The sequence below is a fragment of the Shigella flexneri 2a str. 301 genome (assembly GCF_000006925.2).
Taxonomy (GTDB): domain Bacteria; phylum Pseudomonadota; class Gammaproteobacteria; order Enterobacterales; family Enterobacteriaceae; genus ECMA0423.
In genome coordinates this window covers 183,550-202,776 of record NC_004337.2, presented here as the reverse complement: position 1 = coordinate 202,776, position 19,227 = coordinate 183,550, and the positions used below count along the sequence as shown (strand labels likewise).

Below are 19,227 nucleotides of genomic sequence, written 5' to 3'. Positions count from 1 at the left end.
CGCTCTGGCAAGTTATCCCGCCATTTTTAGGACTCGTACGCGGTAAACGCCGTCTTCGTCCTGTTTCGCGCCGTGAATATCCGTTTCAAAACCGGGGTAATGTTGCCCTACGGAACAAAGCATCAGTAGAAAATCGAGTACCGTGCGGCTCTCTTTGGTCAGCATTTCTCCTGGCATCAACAGCGGTACGCCCGGTGGATAAGGCAGGATCATATTTGCCGATACTCTACCGACCAGTTGTTCCAGCGCAATGGTTTCTACTTCACCTTTAATCTGTCTCTGCCATGCCTGATGTGGCGTCATGATCATTTCCGGCAAAGTATCGAATGCCCGCAACATCAAACCGGAAAGATCGTGTTTACGAATCAGCTTATGGATCCCTTGCGCCAGATCCTGAATACGCATATTGCGGTAGAAATCGGGATCTTCAGCATAGAGATCGGGCAGCATATTTTTGATCCGCAGGTTGAGATCGTAAGAGCGCTTAAATTCCGTCAACCCACGCAATAATCCCATTGCTTTGGTTTTATCGATGCCAATACTAAAGAGAAACAGCAGGTTATAAGGGCCGGTTTTCTCTACTACGATCCCACGTTCGTCGAGGAATTTTGCTACCAGCGCCGCCGGGATCCCCTCCTCACTCATATTGCCCTGTTCGTCCATCCCCGGTGTCAAAATAGTGACTTTAACCGGATCGAGAAACATATGATCGGCATCCGCATCGTTAAAGCCGTGCCATTGTTCGCCAGGCGCAACGGGCCTGCATTCGGCTTCATCCACCTGCGGCGGTTGCCAGATATCGAAAAACCAACCGTCAGACTCTTCCCGCAGCCGCTGGACCTCTTTGCGAAAATGCAGCGCCCGCTCCACCGAACGGTTAATCAGCCGTTTGCCCGGATTACCACGCAGCATCGCCGCCGCCGTCTTAACCGAAGCAACAATGGGATAACTGGGCGAGGTGGTGGTATGCATCATAAAGGCTTCGTTAAACGCCTCTTCGTCATACTCGCCTTTAATGTGGATCAGTGAAGCCTGCGATAACGCCGCCAGCATTTTGTGGGTCGATTGCGTTTCGAAGAAAACTTTTCCCGCAACACGCTCGCCGCTCATACCACTTTTACCCTGGTAGATTGGATGAAAATGAGTATACGGCACCCAGGCGGAATCGAAGTGGATCGACGGGACATCCAGCGTCTGTTTGATCCAGTCGGTGTTGTAGAGCAAACCATCATAGGTGGAGTTGGTGATCACCGCATGAACCGGCCATTGTGCTTGCGTAGTGGCAGCGACTTTCTCTTCGATGCTGTCGCGAGTAAATTCACGGCGCGGGATCCCCCCCAGAATCCCCAACGCATTACGCGTCGGTTTCAGCCAGACTGGCACTACATCGTTCATCATCAACAGATGCGCCAGTGATTTATGGCAGTTGCGGTCGATCAACAGCGTACTGCCGGATGGCGCGGCGTACATACCCACAATTTTGTTCGACGTCGATATTCCGTTGGTAACGATATAACTCTGTTCCGCGCCAAAAGTCCGCGCGATGTACTCTTCCGCTTCCAGGTGTGGCCCGGTGTGGTCAAGCAACGAACCAAGCTCGGTGACCGAAATAGAGACATCAGCCTTAAGGGTATTCCCGCCGAAAAAATCATAAAACAGACAGCCAACCGGGCTTTTTTGATATGCGGTGCCGCCCATATGCCCCGGCGTACAAAAGGTGTACTTCCGCTCTTTGACGTAGGTAAACAAGGCTTTCGTGAACGGCGGCGTAATGTTATCAAGATATTCGTTGGTGTACTGACGCATACGAATGGCGATATCTTCCGCCTGCCCCAGCGCATATTCAAAAAACCAGAGCGCCATCCGCATATCCTGCACGCTGACATCCATCGTCGAGTGGGTGTTGATGAAGGCATAAAGCGGGAGATATTCATTAAGTTGATTGATATCGCTGCATAAATCGAGACTGTACTCATCCCAGTCAAAAATCACGCCGCAAATTCGAGGGTTATGTTCGATAAATTTCAGCAAATCAACGCTGTTTTGTGGCCAGATAATCTGAAAGCCTTGCGCCACCAGCGCCGACTCCAGTTCTTTGATGGGCTCATCTTTATAAAAGACGCCATGCGGTCCCATAATGGCAATGATGTTCATGTGTTCCTCCTGGAAAATCCTTCCTTAATCATAGCCTGCTCAAACCGTGGCGATAAAAAAGGGCCACCGAAGTGACCCTTTTTCAGAACTTTTGCGAATTACGCGTAACCGTAGCTCATCAGGCGCTGATAACGACGATTTTTTAAATCTTCAGTGCTTAACACATCGAGATCGGCCAGATCCGCCAGCAGTTGCGCTTTCAACGATGCCGCCATCGCTTCCGGGTTACGGTGAGCGCCGCCCAGCGGTTCCGGGATGATGGAGTCGATCAGTTTCAGCTCTTTCAGACGCGGAGCGATGATACCCATCGCTTCAGCCGCCAGCGGCGCTTTGTCGGCGCTCTTCCACAGAATGGACGCACAACCTTCCGGCGAGATAACGGAATAGGTGCTGTATTGCAGCATATTCACTTTATCGCCCACGCCAATCGCCAGCGCACCGCCAGAACCACCTTCACCGATAACCGTACAAACTACCGGTACGCCAAGGCGAGACATTTCACGCAGGTTGCGTGCAATGGCTTCAGACTGACCACGCTCTTCTGCGCCCACGCCAGGATAAGCCCCCGGGGTGTCGATAAAGGTGATGATAGGCATCTTAAAGCGTTCAGCCATTTGCATCAGACGCAGTGCTTTGCGGTAACCTTCTGGCGCTGGCATACCAAAGTTACGGCGAATTTTTTCTTTGGTTTCACGACCTTTTTGATGACCAATGATCATCACCGGACGACCATCGAGACGGGCGATACCACCGACGATAGCTTTATCGTCTGCATACGCACGGTCGCCAGCCAGTTCGTCAAATTCATCAAATGCCAGGCGAACGTAATCCAGGGTATAAGGACGCTGCGGATGGCGTGCCAGTTGCGCAATCTGCCATGCACCGAGATCGGCGAAGATTTTACGCGTCAGTTCTACGCTTTTTTCACGCAGACGATGCACTTCTTCATCGATGTTAATATCCAGTTTCTCATCCTGACGGCTAACCGCAGTCAGAGAATCGATTTTCGCTTCCAGCTCTGCAATCGGCTGTTCAAAATCAAGGAAATTCAGACTCATAGTATTCCTGTATTAGTCAAACTCCAGTTCCACCTGCTCCGAACCAATGAGGCCACGGAGATCGTTTAATAAACGATCGCTCGGAGAGACACGCCACGTCGCGCCAAAACGCAACCGCGCGCGTGCATCCGCCCTCTGATAGTAGAGATGTACTGGAATTGTCCCAGAGCGGTGGGGTTCCAGAGACTGACGGAGTCGGTTTAAAAGCTGGTCATCAATTTGCCTGTCCGTCAGCGAGATAGCAAGCCCGCGAGCATATTTTTCCCGGGCTTCGTCAATATCCATCACTTCGCGAGCGGTCATTTTAAGCCCACCGCTGAAGTCATCAAAGCTGACCTGTCCGCTGACGATAAGTATGCGGTCTTTTTCCAGCAATTGCTGGTATTTATCCAGGGCGTCAGTAAACAACATCACTTCCAGCCGCCCGGAACGGTCATCCAGCGTGCAGATACCGATACGATTGCCGCGCTTGGTGACCATAACCCGCGCGGCAACAACGAGCCCCGCAGCCGTGATGACTTTACCACGTTCTGTCGGGTGCATGTCTTTCAGCCTTACGCCTCCGACATAACGCTCAATCTCTTTTAAATACTGGTTGATAGGGTGTCCGGTCAGGTACAGGCCTAACGTTTCACGTTCCCCATCTAATACCACCTGCTCCGGCCACGGTTGGCAGCTGGCGTAGGATTGTTCAATTTGTTCCGGCTCTTCGGCCAGCACGCCGAACATATCGGCCTGACCGATAGCTTCCGCTTTCGCGTGTTGATCTGCCGCTTTTAACGCATCACCCAGCGAGTTCATCAGCGCCGCGCGGTGTGGCCCAAGACGGTCAAACGCCCCGGACATGATCAGTTTTTCCAGCACCCGCCGGTTTAACTTTTTGGTGTCGGTACGGGCGCAGAGATCAAACAGTTCGCGGAAGTAGCCGCCTTTATTACGGGCTTCGATGATGGCCTCAATCGGACCTTCACCTACCCCTTTGATGGCGCCAATACCATACACGATTTCGCCGTCGTCGTTGACGTGGAAATGGTAAAGACCGGAGTTTATATCTGGTGGCAGGATTTTCAGCCCCATCCGCCAGCACTCATCCACCAGGCCCACCACCTTCTCGGTGTTGTCCATATCGGCGGTCATTACCGCCGCCATAAACTCCGCCGGATAGTGCGCTTTCAGCCATAACGTTTGATATGACACCAAAGCATAGGCCGCAGAGTGCGATTTGTTAAATCCGTAACCCGCGAATTTCTCCACCAGGTCGAAGATTTTCATCGCCAGTTCGGCGTTGATTCCGTTCTTTTCTGCACCTTCAGCAAATACAGAACGCTGCTTAGCCATCTCTTCCGGCTTTTTCTTACCCATCGCACGGCGCAGCATATCCGCGCCACCGAGGGTATAACCAGAAAGCACCTGGGCAATCTGCATGACCTGTTCCTGATACAAGATAATGCCGTAGGTTGGCTCCAGTACCGATTTCAGGCTTTCATGCTGCCACTGCACGTCCGGATAGGAGATCTCTTCACGACCATGTTTACGGTCGATAAAGTTATCCACCATCCCTGACTGCAACGGACCAGGGCGGAACAGTGCCACCAGTGCGATCATATCTTCGAAGCAGTCAGGTTGCAGACGCTTGATCAGGTCCTTCATGCCGCGCGATTCAAGCTGGAATACCGCCGTGGTTTCCGAGCGTTGCAGCATGTCGAAGCTTTTCTTGTCATCCAGCGGGATCGCGGCGATATCCAGCGGTGGCTCGCCATTCTTCGCCCGCCGCTTGTTGATCATCTCCAGCGCCCAGTTGATGATGGTGAGCGTACGCAAACCAAGGAAGTCGAACTTCACCAGTCCGGCGTATTCAACGTCGCTTTTATCAAACTGGGTGACCGGATGTTTGCCCTCTTCATCGCAATAAAGCGGCGCAAAATCGGTAATTTTGGTCGGCGCGATAACCACCCCACCGGCGTGCTTACCGGCGTTACGGGTGACCCCTTCCAGTTTGCGCGCCATGTCGATCAGCGCCTTAACTTCTTCATCCGCTTCGTAGATTTCCGGCAGCTGCGGCTCGGCTTCAAACGCTTTCGCCAGCGTCATCCCCGGATCGGGCGGGATCAGTTTCGAGATACGGTCGACAAAGCCGTACGGATGCCCCAGCACGCGGCCTACGTCGCGGATCACCGCTTTCGCCGCCATCGTACCGAAGGTGATAATCTGCGATACCGCATCACGACCGTACATGTCCGCCACGTGTTCGATAACCTGATCGCGTTTCTCCATACAGAAGTCAACGTCGAAGTCAGGCATGGAGACACGTTCCGGGTTAAGGAAACGTTCGAACAGCAGGTCAAATTCCAGCGGATCGAGGTCGGTGATTTTCAGCGCGTAGGCCACCAGTGAACCCGCACCGGAGCCACGGCCTGGCCCTACCGGTACGCCGTTATCTTTCGACCACTGGATAAATTCCATAACGATGAGGAAGTAGCCCGGGAAGCCCATCTGGTTGATAACCTGAAGTTCAGTCTCCAGACGTTCGTCATATTCCGGGCGGCGTTTAAGACGTTCTTCCTCGTCAGGGAATAAAAATGCCAGACGCTCTTCCAGGCCTTCTTTTGCACGCTTGACCAGATAATCTTCGGTGCTCATGTCCCCGGTCGGGAACTGCGGCAGGAAGTATTCACCAAGACGCACAGTTACGTTACAGCGTTTGGCGATCTCAACGGTGTTGGCAAGGGCTTCTGGGATGTCGGCAAACAGCTCACACATCTCCTCTTCGCTACGCATATATTGCTGCGGCGAATAGTTACGCGGGCGTTTAGGATCGTCGAGGGTAAAGCCGTCGTGGATCGCGACGCGGATTTCGTGTGCGTCAAAGTCGCTGCTGTCGATAAAGCGCACATCGTTAGTCGCCACGACGGGCAAACCGCGCGCTTCCGCCAGTTCCACCGCCGCGTGCAGATAGCTTTCTTCATCCGGCCTGCCGGTGCGGATCAGCTCGAGAAAATAGCGATCCGGGAAGTGTTCTTCATAAAACGCGACACACTCATCTACCAGCGCGCTGTTACCACGCAAAAGACTGCGTCCGACGTCGCCCATGCGCCCGCCGGAAAGAAGGATCAACCCTTCGTTTAATTCGATAAGCCAGTCGCGATCGATGATCGGCCCGGCGGCACCGTACCCGCGCTGATACGCTTTTGAGATCAGCAACGCCAGATTCTGATAGCCGGTATTGTTCGCCGCCAGTACCGTCAGGTGGGTTAACTCATCACCCAGCAGGTCGCACTGGACATTAAAATCTGCCCCGACGATAGGCTTAATCCCTGCGCCATGTCCCGCTCCGTAGAACTTCACCAGACCGCAAAGGTTGGTGAAATCGGTGATCGCCAGTGCTGGCATACCCAACGCCGCCGCCTTTTTTACCAGCGGTGCGGTTTTGGCCAAGCCATCGATCATCGAGTAGTCGCTGTGCACCCGCAGGTGTACGAAACGTGGTTCAGACATCTTCAGATTCCGGTTTACTTAATCTCGACACAAGAATCAGGACGCAAGTCCCAGTGCGCGTTTGACAGGCCCAAAGCTGCGACGATGATGTTCAGTCGCGCCATATTCAGCCAGTTTTTCCAGATGAAAAGCGGTTGGATACCCTTTATGTTGGGCAAAACCATATTGCGGGAAAACAATATCCAGCGCCGCCATTTCGGCGTCACGCGTCACTTTCGCCAGGATAGACGCGGCACTGATTTCTGGTACGCGGCTATCCCCTTTCACCACAGCCATCGCAGGCATCGGTAATTTCGGGCAGCGGTTACCATCAATCAACACATATTCCGGCGCAATATGCAGCCCAGCGACGGCACGCTGCATCGCCAGCATGGTCGCATGAAGAATGTTCAGCTCGTCGATTTCGTGGGGTTCCGCGCGGCCCAGACTCCAGCTCAACGCTTTCTCTTTGATCTCTTCATAGAGCGCCAGACGGCGTTTTTCGCTCAGCTTTTTGGAATCATTCAGCCCGGCAATCGGGCGCGCCGGGTCAAGGATCACCGCAGCGGTGACGACCGCGCCAACTAACGGCCCGCGTCCGACTTCATCCACACCCGCAACCAGCTGCGTGTGCGGATAAACAAATTCGATCATTGTGCTAACTCCAGAACGGCTTGTGCCGCCTGCTCATCGGCATTGCAGCGGATCTGCTGATGCAGTTCACGGAAGGTATCGTGCATCGCGTGGCTGGTTTTCCCGTTCGCCAACAGCGGTAACAGCGCCGCAGCCAGTTTTTGCGGCTCACACTCTTCCTGCAATAACTCTTTGACTAACTCTCTGCCCGCCAGCAGATTTGGCAGCGAGACATAATCAGTTTTCACCAGCCGCTTCGCCAACCAGAAGGTAAAAGGCTTCATGCGATATCCCACCACCATCGGGCATTTCGCCAGCATACACTCCAGGGCTGCCGTCCCCGACGCCAGTAGTGCCGCATCGCTGGCGACCATCGCCTCACGGCCCATTCCATCCAGCAAATGAACCGACAGGTCTGGCGCGACTTCAGCTTTGATGCGTTCAAACTGCTCGCGGCGTTTGGCATTCACCAGCGGCACCACGATTTCGAGATCCGGATATGTCTGGCGCAAAAGCTGGGCAGTTTTCAAGAAATCGGCACTAAGCATTTCGACTTCTGCACCACGGCTGCCCGGCAACAATGCCAGACAGTGGGCATCGTAAGGGATCCCCAGCACATCACGGGCACCATTTTTATCTGGATCTAACGGCATGGCATCAGCCATGGTATGACCGATAAAGCGGCACGGTACATTGTATTTGTCATAAAACGCTTTTTCGAAAGGCAGAAATGCGAGCACCAGATCGGTGGCTCTGCCTATTTTGAAAACGCGTTTCTGTCGCCACGCCCAGACGGATGGACTGACGTAATGAATGGTTTTGATACCCTGCTTTTTGAGGTTACCTTCAAGAGTAATATTGAAGTCGGGCGCATCAATACCAACAAAAACATCTGGCTTCAGTTCGCCAAAACGCTTTGTCAGATCGGCACGAATATGCAGTAAGCGACGCAGACGACCGAGCACTTCAACAATGCCCATCACCGCCAGTTCTTCCATTTCGTACCAGGCTTCGCAGCCTTCAGCCTGCATTCGTGGCCCGGCAACACCAACAAAGCGGGCGTTGGGCACACGTTCTTTCAGAGCGCGGATTAAACCGGCCCCCAGGATATCGCCGGAGGTTTCTCCGGCGACCAGGGCAATCGTTAATGGACGCTGGTCAGTCATTAACGAATCAGACCGCGCGTTGAGCGTGCAAAGAAATCGGTAAAGGCTTTCACTTCCGGATATGTTTCCGCCAGTTCAGCAATTTCCGGTTTCACTTCATCGAGCGTTTTACCGCTACGATAAATTAGCTTATACGCATTGCGGATAGCGGTAATCGCCTCACGGCTGAATCCGCGGCGCTTCAGCCCTTCGATATTGACACCGAACGGCGTTGCGTGGTTACCCTGCGCAATAACATAAGGAGGGACGTCCTGCGCCACACCGGAGCAGCCGCCAACCATCACATGCGCACCAATGATGCAGAACTGATGGACTGCGGTCATGCCGCCGATGATCGCGAAGTCGTCAACCGATACGTGACCCGCCAGCGTTGCGTTGTTGGCGAGAATACAGCGGTTACCTACCGTACAATCGTGCGCAATGTGCGCGTTGATCATCAGTAAGTTGTCGCTGCCCACCTTCGTCAATCCACCGCCCTGGACTGTGCCACGATGAATGGTGACGCTTTCGCGAATGCGGTTACGATCGCCGATTTCCACACGGGTCGGTTCGCCAGCATATTTCAAATCCTGGTTAACTTCGCCGATGGAGGCAAACTGATAAATCTCATTATCGCGGCCAATTTTAGTATGACCATTCACGACAACGTGAGATTTCAGTACGGTACCCTCACCAATTTCGACATGGGGTCCAACGATACAAAAAGGACCAATGTGTGCGTTCGCGCCAATTGACGCGCCCTCTTCCACAATGGCGGTTGGATGCACAAAGGCGGATTTATCAATCACGTATCAGGCCTCCCGGCTACGAGCACACATCATCGTTGCTTCGCAAACTACTTTACCATCGACCAGAGCAACCCCTTTAAAACGGGTCAGGCCGCGGCGCGTTTTTTCGAAAGTGACTTCCATGATCATTTGATCGCCAGGCACGACCGGGCGCTTGAAGCGCGCTTCGTCAATACCAGCGAAGTAGTACAGCTCACCCGGTTCCAGTTTTCCTACGCTTTTAAACGCCAGAATACCTGTTGCCTGTGCCATTGCTTCCAGAATCAGCACACCCGGGAAAATCGGTTTTCCAGGGAAATGGCCCTGGAAGAATGGCTCATTGACAGAGACATTTTTTACTGCGCGCAGAAAACGACCTTCTTCAAAATCCAGCACGCGATCCACCAGTAAGAACGGGAAACGGTGCGGCAGAAGTTCTAAAATCTCTTCAATCTGCAGAGTATGAGTGTTAGTAGTCAAGATACTCTTCCTGTCAAAATATAAGAAACGACAATAATAACACGGCCTGCCGCAATCGTAAGAATGAGACAGGCCGTAAAGTTTGGCGAACAAAAGATGGAACGTTAGTCTTGTTGATTAACCTTGCGCTCAAGCGATTTCAGACGCTTGCTCATGTCATCAATGTTCATCACCAGTGCAGCGGTTTTGCGCCAGACTTTGTTGGGTTGCAGCGGAATGCCTGAGGAATAGACGCCTGGTTCAGTGATGGGACGCATCACCATACCCATGCCCGTAACCGTCACTTTGTCGCATATTTCCATATGCCCGTTGATTACGCTGGCTCCGCCGATCATGCAGTAACGACCAATTTTCAGGCTGCCCGCCATAATGACGCCACCGGCAACCGCCGTATTGTCGCCAATCACGACGTTATGTGCAATCTGGCACTGGTTATCAATGATCACGCCATTGCCAATAACAGTGTCATCCAGCGCGCCGCGATCGATGGTTGTGCAGGCACCGATCTCCACGCGATCGCCAATAATTACGCGACCAATCTGTGGGATCTTCACCCAGTTACCACGATCGTTGGCATAACCAAAGCCGTCTGCGCCTACCACTGTTCCGGACTGGATCAGGCAATTCTGACCGATCTGGATCTCATGGTAAATGGTTACGTTCGCCCAGAGACGCGAACCTGCACCGATTTTGCTGTTTTTACCTACGAAGCAACCGGCACCGATAATCACGTTATCGCCCAGTTCAACGCCGGACTCAATCACCGCGTTAGCGCCAATCGATACGTTGTTACCCAGCTTCGCCGTCGCGTCGATCACCGCACTGGGTGCAATGTTCTGCGCGGGCTGCGGCGTGGTATCTAAAATTTGCGCCATGCGCGCGTAAGTCAGGTAGGGATTCTTCACTACCAGCGCGGCACTTTTCGCGAAAGGAAGATCGTCCTGGGTCATGACAACCGCGGACGCCTGGCACAAGCCTAAATGCTCACGGTATTTTGGGTTAACCATGAACGTAATGTGACCTGTTTGTGCAGATTGCATGGACGCAACGCCGGTGATGACGATATCGCCATCACCGTGTAGTTCTGCATCCAACTGCTGCGCTAAATCAGCCAGTCGAATTGAAGGCATTACTTATTTAACCTGTTTCAGTACGTCGGCAGTGATGTCTTTTACATCGCTGCTGTTGTAAGCAACGGCGTTTGCATCAACAACCAGATCGATATCCTGGCTGTTGGCAACGGATTTCACAGCAGTCTGGATACGAGTAACCAGTTTGCCGCGTTCTTCGTTGGAACGACGTGCGCGATCCTGCTCAAAAGCCTGCGCTTTCTGAGCAAAAGTCTGGCGCTGAGCCATCACGTCTTTTTCCAGTTTGGTGCGATCGCTGCCCGCTTTCATGGACTGCAGTTTTTTCATTTTAGCCTGCAGATCGGTTTCCATACGCTGCAGTTCGCTGGCACGGCCTTTGAACTCATTTTCCAGCGTGTTAGAAACACCGGTTTTCTGCGCTACCTGCTGGAACAGGCTGCCCATATTGACGATTGCAATTTTGTCAGCCGCCTGAGCAGAAGTTGCCAGTGCTAAACCAAGACCTGCAGCTAATAACCACTTTTTCACAATAAACTCCTTACCATCCCATTTGCACCGGAGGGTGCAGTTCTTTGCGTGGCCCGGCGATCTTATATTGATCGCCTAAAGTCATCGCTACACTACCACTACATTCCTTTGTGGAGAACACTTACCAGGTTTTACCGATGTTAAACTGGAACTGTTCTGCCTTGTCTCCATCGTACTTTTTGAACGGCTGGGCGTAGGAGAACACCAACGGCCCCAATGGGGACATCCATTGTAATGCGATACCCGCAGACATACGGATATTGCTTGGATCACTATAGTCCGGATATCCAGAATATTGGCTGGAATCCCAGTTTGTATCCCAAACGGTACCCATATCCCAGAAGAATGAAGTACGAACCGAGTTAGCATACTTATCGCTAATAAACGGCGTCGGGGTGATGAACTCGAGGCTGGCAACCGCCATGGCGTTACCGCCTACAGCATCATCCGATTTACACAGGTCTTTCGCGCCGTCCTGAGTCGCACATTCGTAATCATAGTCCGGATCATAATTACTGGCCTGATGCGGGAAGTAAACTGCTTTCGGACCAATGGTATTGGACTGGAAGCCACGCACGGTGCTGGAACCACCGGCATAGAAGTTCTCGTAGAACGGCATCTCTTTGCCGCCTAAACCATCACCATAACCCCAGCGGGTACGACCCAGAACAACCCATTTGTGATCGTCATCGATCGGCACATAAGTCGCCGTGTCTAACGTCACTTTGTAGTATTCGTTATCCGATCCAGGAATGGTCACTTTACCGGTCAGGTTGACACGTGAACCATCTGTCGGGAAGTAACCACGGTCAAGCTTGTTATAGGTCCAACCATAGTTGAACGTGAAGTCGTCCGTTTTGAAGCTGTTATCCTGATCAGAGGTGCTCGGATGTTCACCCATAGAGTACAGATAACGCCACATCGCAACCTGAGGCTGCATGTTGGACAGGGAGTTATGTACATAACCCAGACCTGCACGCAGCGAGTTATATTCGTTAATCGGGAAGCCCAACGTCACGTCTGTACCATAACTCTTGTTGGTATAGTCGGACAGGTCGGCGTCATCTGCCTGGAAGTCATTATAGAAGAGACGACCACCGAGGCTTACGCCATCTACGGTGAAGTACGGGTTGGTTACCGACAGTTCAGCATAGGTCTGGTAATCGTTTTTGGTCCCGTTGATACCAACAGCATAACCTGTACCTAACCAGTTATCCTGTTGCACGCCAGCCTGGAAGCTCACGCCACTTTCAGTACCGTAACCAATCCCGAAGTTGAAGCTACCAGTGTTACGTTCTTTCACCTTGTAGACTACATCAACCTGGTCCGGGCTACCCGGAACACGTTGGGTATCGGTATCGACAGTTTCAAAGAAGCCCAGACGATTCAGACGCTCCTTACCCTGATCGACCAGATCGCTCCCCAACCATGCACCTTCCATCTGACGCATTTCGCGACGCAGGACGGCATCTTTCGAGGTATCGTTACCTTCAAAACGGATCTTACGCACGTAGAAACGGTTACCCGCATCAACGTTCACGCGTAATTTAACGGTTTTGTCGGCATCGTTAATTTCAGGCATCGACTGTACGCGCGGATAGGCATAACCATAGCGACCGAGAAGCTTTTTAATGTCATCTTCCATTTTGGTCACTTTAGTGCCGTTATACAGCTCGCCCGGCTCGATCTTAGTCAGTTGCTCAATTTCAGCGGAGTGCCCGGCAAGGTTGCCGCTCACTTCAACGCCAGAAAGCTTGTACTGATCGCCTTCGGTGATGTTCACCGTGACGTAAATACCTTTTTTATCTGGCGTCAGACTGACCTGGGTAGAGTCGATGTTGAAACGGGCATAACCGCGGTCCAGATAGTAGCTGCGCAGGGTTTCAAGATCGCCCGCCAGTTTCTGTTTCTGGTATTTACGATCGCCTACCACATTCCACCACGGCACTTCGTCACGCAGTTGGAAATGAGAGATCAGTTCGTCGGTGGTGAAAGCATGGTTACCAACAATGTTAATTTGCTGGATTTCAGCTGACACACCTTCCTGGAACACCAGTTTTAGGTCAACACGGTTGCGCGGCAGCGGGGTCACGACAGCTTTAACGCTGGCGCTATATTTACCGACGCTGTAGTAGAAGTCTTCCAGACCTTTCTCGATATCGGCAATGGTGGTGCGATCGAGGGATTCGCCCACACGCACACCAGAAGCCTCGAGGTTTTGCTTCAGCATGTCATCTTTCACCGATTTGTTACCGGAGAAAGTAATGCTGGCAATGGTCGGACGTTCTTTTACCTGAACCAGAAGGGTATCACCATCACGAAGGACGCGAACATCCTCAAAGTTGCCGGTAGCAAACAGAGCGCGAATGGTATTACTGATATCTTCATCATTAACCGTGTCGCCTGTACGCACCGGCATACTGAGGAGGGCCGCACCAACGGCGACACGCTGAAGGCCTTCGAAATGAATATCTTTCACTACGAACCCTTCAGCACCGTATACGGTGGCGCTGCTAAACAGCAGCGACGCTATGAGCAACTTTTTCATCGCCATCGTTATTATGCGTTCTTCCTAACTAACTCTCATAACCGAGAGAAATCATTGAAAAGTGCAAGCCCCATTAACAGCACCAGCAGAATCGAGCCAATGCGATAACAAAAGTCTTGAACCCGCTCGGATACCGGTCCGCCCTTGATCTTTTCGATCGCAAGGAACAGCAGATGCCCCCCGTCAAGTACGGGCAACGGAAACAGGTTAATTATCCCTAAGTTCACGCTAATAAGCGCAAGAAACGGCAGGTAATAAACTACCCCGAGTTCCGCTGTCATCCCAGCCCCCTTGGCGATAGAGATCGGCCCACTGAGGTTGTTCAGTTTCACATCACCGGTGATCAATTTTCCCAGCATACTGACCGTCAGCTTCATCAGCTGCCACGTTTTGTCCGTGGCTTCGACGATGGCGTTGAACGGCCCATACTGGCGTACAACTTTATACTCATCTGGCAAAGGAATGACTTTCGGCTCAATACCGACAAAACCAATCGCTTTACCATTACCCGGTTTACTCTCCGGGATTAATGTCAAAGACAAGGGACTCCCCTGCCTTTCGATTTCTAACGCTAAGGATTTACCCGGGTTATCCCGGACAAGCATCACAAAGGTCACCCACTGCGTTAAGGGCTGACCATCGACTTTAACGATCCTGTCGCCTGCTTGCAAACCTGCCTTGCTTGCCGCCGAGTTTGGCTGCACATTTTCCAGTACAGGTTCAATTTGCGGCCCACGAGGACGAATCCCCAGCGAAGATACCGGATCTTCTTTATCAGGCTCAAACGCCCAGTGACGTAAATCGAGCTTTACATCCCGCCGTTGGTCGCTGTCAAATGGCGCTACTGTAATGGTGGTGCTTTCATCGCCAATTTTATCGACCAACTGCAAACGCACGGCATCCCAATCAGGCGTTTCGATACCATCTACGGCTTTTAGTTCCGTACCTGGTGCAATTTGTGCTTCCGCAGCTATCGAATTGGCTGCTATTTCGCCAACCACCGGACGTACGCCAGGCACACCAATAATAAAAACCAGCCAGTAGGCAAAGATAGCAAAAATGAAGTTTGCAACCGGACCTGCGGCAATAATCGCCGCTCGTTGGCCGACAGATTTATTATTGAAGGCATGGTGGCGGAGTTCCGGAACGACCGGTTCTGCGCGCTCATCCAGCATTTTGACATAACCGCCCAACGGGATCAGGGCGATAACATATTCGGTGCCGAGCTTATCAGTTCGCCGCCAGAGCGCCTTACCAAACCCTATTGAGAAACGCTCAACGCGAACACCACAACGCCGGGCAACCCAGAAATGACCAAATTCATGCACGGTGATAAGTACACCCAGTGCAACGATGAACGAAGCCAAATCCCAGAGAAAACTCAGCATATTACCTTCCGTTAAAGCGTCCTGAATACCAGTAACAACAAGCAAGCAAAGACCGGTACCGCAGCCGTCAGGCTATCAATACGATCTAAAATACCACCGTGTCCTGGAATTAAATGACCGCTGTCCTTAATTCCTGCTTCACGCTTAAACATACTCTCGGTCAGATCGCCGAGCACTGAGGCTAACGCTGCGACAATAGAGCAAATGAGTAAGGTGACGGGAGCGACGTCGAGATTCGCCCACATGCCATAACCCCATGAGATTACCGCTGCAGTAGCGAGTCCACCTATAAAGCCTTGCCAGGTTTTACCCGGAGAAACCTTCGGTGCCAGCTTATGTTTACCAAACAATTTGCCAAACATATATGCGCCGGAGTCAGCGCCCCATACCAGGATCATGACATAGAGCAGCCATATTGCGCCACTGTAATGATTCTCGTCATAGTGCCAGGCCCGTAACGCCAGCATGCCCCAGAAGAAGGGAACAATGGTTAGCACGCCAAAAATAAGGCGCAATGTTTTAGAGTTACGCCAGATTGCTGCGGAACCTGGGTAAAACAGCACCAGCAATAGCGCGACAATCCACCAACCCAACGAAGCCCAAAGTGAGATTTCAACCAGCGGTTGATGAATATTTCGGTGATATTCCGGCAACAGAAAAAGCATCAGCGCCAACAATAACCCGCATAACACCGCCAACCATACTCGCTGCGAACGAGTGGTAAAACCGCTAAGCTGTCCCCATTCCCACGCTGCCAGCATGCAGACCACCAGCGTTACAATGGCGAACCCCACCGGCGGCAACAGAAACAACGCCGCGATGACGACGGGTATTAACACAAAAGCAGATATCAGGCGATACTTCAGCAAAAGCGACCCCCATCAGGCTGTTTCATCACCGGGCTCGGTGCCGCCGAAACGACGCTCTCGATTAGCAAAGGCATTTAACGCCCCTTCAAAGTCTTGTTCATCGAAATCGGGCCAGAGAACATCTGTAAAGTAAAGTTCGGCATAGGCAATTTGCCAAAGCAAAAAGTTACTAATGCGATGCTCTCCCCCAGTCCTAATTACTAAATCTACAGGGGCCAGTTCATGCATACAGACATGCTGGTTTAACATCTCTTCATCTATCTGATCTGGTTGCAGGTTTCCTTGCTGCACCTTTTCAGCCAGTTGCCTGACTCCCTGGACTATATCCCAACGTCCACCGTAGTTCGCCGCAATATTCAGCGTCAGACCGGTATTTCCGGCTGTTAGCGCTTCAGATTTACGAATACGTTCTTGCAAACGCGAGTTAAAACGACTGGTATCGCCAATAATACGCAGACGCACGTTATGTCGGTGCAGACTTTTTACTTCGCTATCGAGCGCCCACACAAACAGTTCCATTAACGCACTGACTTCCTGCGCTGGTCGGTTCCAGTTTTCACTACTAAAGGCATACAGCGTTAACGCCTCAATACCGTTGTTGGCCGCAAAAGAGACAGCCCGGCGGACGGATTTTGCCCCGGCTTTATGCCCAAAGGCACGAATCTTCCCTTGCTTTTTTGCCCAGCGACCATTGCCGTCCATAATGATCGCAACATGACGGCAGCCATGCGCTGGCAATTTTTCGCTAAGTGGTTGAGTAGCAGACAACATCACGCGTTTTTTATTCCCTGACAGGGTTTACGGTACTCAGGAATACTGAAGCCTATACAAAAAAAAGCCGTGTAAAACCACGGCATACCTGACCTTATAAAGCCAACTACTTACGATCAGATGGCGCAGACTATATCACTGAAGCCCTACGCTAACAAATAGCGCGACTCTCTGTAGCCGGATTATCCTCAGCTTGCGAGACGCATCACCTCTTTTCTGGCGACTTCACTCGCGTTCGCATCAACAGATAACACATCGTCCACACATTGTGGTTCGCGCATATCCATTTTTTCCAGTACGGATAAATTCAACGCAGCGATATCCGTAAAGCGGATTTGTTGCGCAAGAAAAGCAGCAACGGTGATTTCGTTTGCGGCATTCAATGCTGTCGTCGCTGCCTGGCCTTGTTCGAACGCCTCCATCGCCAGTTTCAGGCATGGATAACGCTCATAATCCGGTGCGGCAAATGTCAACGCACTTAGTTTGCAAAAATCGAGCGGCTTCACGCCAGAGTTCACGCGATTCGGCCATGCCATGGTGTGGGCAATTGGCGTACGCATATCCGGTTCCCCCAGCTGCGCCAGAACACTGCCGTCCTGATAGCGCACCATTGAGTGAATCACTGACTGCGGGTGAATCAGCACTTCCATCTGGCTGGCGCTGGCGTTAAACAGCCAACGCGCTTCAATGTATTCCAGACCTTTGTTCATCATGGTAGCCGAATCGACAGAAATTTTACGTCCCATCGACCAGTTCGGATGACGGCAAGCTTGATCGGGCGTCATTGTTGCCAAATCGCGCAATGGCGTCTCACGGAAAGGGCCACCAGACCCGGTAAGTAAAATGGACACCACGCCATTTTGCTCAAGGTCAGCGTATCCCAGATTATGCTGGATAGGTTGCGGTAAACTCTGAAAAATAGCGTTATGTTCGCTATCGACCGGTAACAATTGCGCTTTGCTCTGCTTTACGGCGTCCATAAACAGACGTCCGCAGGTAACCAGTGATTCTTTATTGGCCAGCAAAATGGTTTTACCCGCGCGGATCGCAGCAAGCGTAGGTAACAGCCCAGCAGCACCAACAATGGCTGCCATCACCTGATCAACCTCCTCAAGCGCTGCCATATCGCAAGCGGCTTGTTGCCCACTTAAGACTTCGGTGCGGCTCCCCTGTTGCTGTAGCATCGTTTTAAGAAGTTTCGCACTCGCTTCATCGTCCATTACGGCATAGCGGGGAGAGAATTCCAGGCACTGTTCTACCATGCGAGTGACATTTTTGCCTGCCACCAGCGCAACTACGCGGAAGTGTTCGGGATTATGGCGCACCACGTCCAGCGTGCTGCAACCAATCGAGCCGGTCGAGCCCAGAATGGTGAGTTGCTTCATGAAACATCCAGAGTTGAGACAGAATAAAAAGCAAAACGCCGCCAGCCGATCCGCAAGGATCTACTGAGCGGCGTTTTTGTCGTTCAAGAAATCAGAACTGCATCAGTTCTGCTTCTTTGTCTGCCAGCGCCGCTTCAATTTTCTTGATTGCAGCATCAGTCAGTTTCTGTACATCGTCCTGAGAACGGCGATCGTCGTCTTCGCTGATCTCTTTATCTTTCAACAGTGCTTTCACTTTGTCGTTCGCGTCACGACGCACATTACGTACTGCAACACGCGCTTGTTCTGCTTCACCACGAACGATTTTGGTCAGATCTTTACGACGTTCTTCCGTCAGCGGCGGCAGCGGAACACGGATGTCGCTACCCGCAGAGTTCGGGTTCAGGCCGAGATCGGAGGCCATAATCGCTTTTTCAACGGCCGGAGACATTGAACGATCAAACACGTTGATTTTCAGAGTACGGGAATCTTCTACCGTTACGCTTGCCAGCTGACGCAGCGGCGTCGGCGTGCCGTAATATTCCACGACAATGCCATCCAGCAGGCTGGGAGAAGCACGACCCGTGCGTATTTTGCTGATTTGGGTTTTGAACGCTTCTACGCATTTGTCCATGCGTACTTCAGCATCTTTTCTGATATCGCTAATCACGTTACGAATCCTTGAAAACTTGTCTCAGTCAGACCAGACAGTCACACACAGTGGAAGTGTGCTAAGTATAGCCCTGATTAAACATATTACGGGTAATCGTCTGGATTATTAGGCTATTTTATTTGCCATTTTGGCCCCGAGCAGTGCTCGCCATCCTCACGTACTTTTGTACGCTCCGGTTGCTGCGCGCTGGCCGTGACCAAACTGCCTGCAACAATAACGCCTTATAACCAGACTTACGCCCCCGCGATACTTACGCGGAATCT

15 protein-coding genes are annotated in these 19,227 nt (G+C 51.9%); all 15 read right to left on the bottom strand.

Annotation, left to right across the window (positions count from 1 at the left end; all coding sequences use genetic code 11):
* Window positions 1–12: 12 nt before the first annotated feature.
* Entirely contained in the window at window positions 13–2,154 is a 2,142-nt protein-coding gene (ldcC, locus tag SF0176; RefSeq protein ID NP_706131.1) for a lysine decarboxylase LdcC, read from the bottom strand.
* A gap of 98 nt (window positions 2,155–2,252) precedes the next feature.
* Window positions 2,253–3,212 carry an acetyl-CoA carboxylase carboxyltransferase subunit alpha gene (gene accA / locus SF0175; protein ID NP_706130.1) on the bottom strand — a complete coding sequence of 320 codons (960 nt, stop codon included), beginning with the start codon at window positions 3,210–3,212 and terminating at the stop codon, window positions 2,253–2,255.
* 12 nt (window positions 3,213–3,224) lie between these two features.
* Window positions 3,225–6,707: a DNA polymerase III subunit alpha gene (gene dnaE, locus SF0174; protein ID NP_706129.1), complete on the bottom strand. Its 3,483-nt coding sequence runs from the start codon at window positions 6,705–6,707 to the stop codon at window positions 3,225–3,227.
* Window positions 6,708–6,743: 36 nt separating this feature from the next.
* Entirely contained in the window at window positions 6,744–7,340 is a 597-nt protein-coding gene (gene rnhB, locus SF0173; RefSeq protein NP_706128.1) for a ribonuclease HII, read from the bottom strand.
* Window positions 7,337–8,485, bottom strand: coding sequence for a lipid-A-disaccharide synthase (lpxB, locus tag SF0172; RefSeq protein ID NP_706127.2), 1,149 nt, complete (start codon window positions 8,483–8,485; stop codon window positions 7,337–7,339). Before lpxB ends, rnhB begins: the two co-directional genes overlap by 4 nt.
* A complete protein-coding gene (lpxA, locus tag SF0171; protein NP_706126.1) occupies window positions 8,485–9,273 on the bottom strand; it encodes an acyl-[acyl-carrier-protein]--UDP-N-acetylglucosamine O-acyltransferase in 789 nt (262 codons plus the stop codon). The genes lpxB and lpxA overlap by 1 nt, the downstream gene beginning before the upstream one ends.
* A 3-nt stretch (window positions 9,274–9,276) precedes the next feature.
* Entirely contained in the window at window positions 9,277–9,732 is a 456-nt protein-coding gene (gene fabZ, locus SF0170) for a (3R)-hydroxymyristoyl-ACP dehydratase (RefSeq protein ID NP_706125.2), read from the bottom strand.
* 104 nt (window positions 9,733–9,836) lie between these two features.
* Complete coding sequence (lpxD, locus tag SF0169; protein NP_706124.1) at window positions 9,837–10,862, bottom strand: UDP-3-O-[3-hydroxymyristoyl] glucosamine N-acyltransferase; 1,026 nt, start codon at window positions 10,860–10,862, stop codon at window positions 9,837–9,839.
* A 3-nt stretch (window positions 10,863–10,865) separates the two neighbouring features.
* The gene (gene hlpA / locus SF0168) at window positions 10,866–11,351 is read right to left on the bottom strand and encodes a periplasmic chaperone (RefSeq protein ID NP_706123.1); all 486 of its coding nucleotides are present in this window, start codon (window positions 11,349–11,351) and stop codon (window positions 10,866–10,868) included.
* A 121-nt stretch (window positions 11,352–11,472) separates the two neighbouring features.
* Window positions 11,473–13,905 carry an outer membrane protein assembly factor YaeT gene (gene yaeT / locus SF0167; protein ID NP_706122.1) on the bottom strand — a complete coding sequence of 811 codons (2,433 nt, stop codon included), beginning with the start codon at window positions 13,903–13,905 and terminating at the stop codon, window positions 11,473–11,475.
* Window positions 13,906–13,934: 29 nt separating this feature from the next.
* Window positions 13,935–15,287 carry a zinc metallopeptidase RseP gene (yaeL, locus tag SF0166; protein ID NP_706121.2) on the bottom strand — a complete coding sequence of 451 codons (1,353 nt, stop codon included), beginning with the start codon at window positions 15,285–15,287 and terminating at the stop codon, window positions 13,935–13,937.
* Window positions 15,288–15,298: 11 nt separating this feature from the next.
* Window positions 15,299–16,048 (bottom strand): CDP-diglyceride synthetase, encoded by a 750-nt coding sequence (gene cdsA / locus SF0165; protein ID NP_706120.4) that lies wholly within the window; start codon window positions 16,046–16,048, stop codon window positions 15,299–15,301.
* 120 nt (window positions 16,049–16,168) lie between these two features.
* Entirely contained in the window at window positions 16,169–16,930 is a 762-nt protein-coding gene (yaeS, locus tag SF0164; protein NP_706119.1) for an undecaprenyl pyrophosphate synthase, read from the bottom strand.
* A 185-nt stretch (window positions 16,931–17,115) separates the two neighbouring features.
* Window positions 17,116–18,312: a 1-deoxy-D-xylulose 5-phosphate reductoisomerase gene (gene yaeM, locus SF0163; RefSeq protein NP_706118.1), complete on the bottom strand. Its 1,197-nt coding sequence runs from the start codon at window positions 18,310–18,312 to the stop codon at window positions 17,116–17,118.
* A gap of 91 nt (window positions 18,313–18,403) precedes the next feature.
* The gene (gene frr / locus SF0162) at window positions 18,404–18,961 is read right to left on the bottom strand and encodes a ribosome recycling factor (protein NP_706117.1); all 558 of its coding nucleotides are present in this window, start codon (window positions 18,959–18,961) and stop codon (window positions 18,404–18,406) included.
* Between the last annotated feature and the right edge of the window lie 266 nt (window positions 18,962–19,227).

What these genes read in the sequence shown, in the direction of transcription:
- ldcC (NP_706131.1), bottom strand. Translation starts at nt 2,154, where the DNA reads ATGAACATCATTGCCATTATGGGACCGCATGGCGTCTTTTATAAAGAT.
- rnhB (NP_706128.1), bottom strand. Translation starts at nt 7,340, where the DNA reads ATGATCGAATTTGTTTATCCGCACACGCAGCTGGTTGCGGGTGTGGAT.
- lpxB (NP_706127.2), bottom strand. Translation starts at nt 8,485, where the DNA reads ATGACTGACCAGCGTCCATTAACGATTGCCCTGGTCGCCGGAGAAACC.
- cdsA (NP_706120.4), bottom strand. Translation starts at nt 16,048, where the DNA reads ATGCTGGCAGCGTGGGAATGGGGACAGCTTAGCGGTTTTACCACTCGT.
- yaeL (NP_706121.2), bottom strand. Translation starts at nt 15,287, where the DNA reads ATGCTGAGTTTTCTCTGGGATTTGGCTTCGTTCATCGTTGCACTGGGT.
- dnaE (NP_706129.1), bottom strand. Translation starts at nt 6,707, where the DNA reads ATGTCTGAACCACGTTTCGTACACCTGCGGGTGCACAGCGACTACTCG.
- yaeT (NP_706122.1), bottom strand. Translation starts at nt 13,905, where the DNA reads ATGGCGATGAAAAAGTTGCTCATAGCGTCGCTGCTGTTTAGCAGCGCC.
- accA (NP_706130.1), bottom strand. Translation starts at nt 3,212, where the DNA reads ATGAGTCTGAATTTCCTTGATTTTGAACAGCCGATTGCAGAGCTGGAA.
- yaeM (NP_706118.1), bottom strand. Translation starts at nt 18,312, where the DNA reads ATGAAGCAACTCACCATTCTGGGCTCGACCGGCTCGATTGGTTGCAGC.
- lpxD (NP_706124.1), bottom strand. Translation starts at nt 10,862, where the DNA reads ATGCCTTCAATTCGACTGGCTGATTTAGCGCAGCAGTTGGATGCAGAA.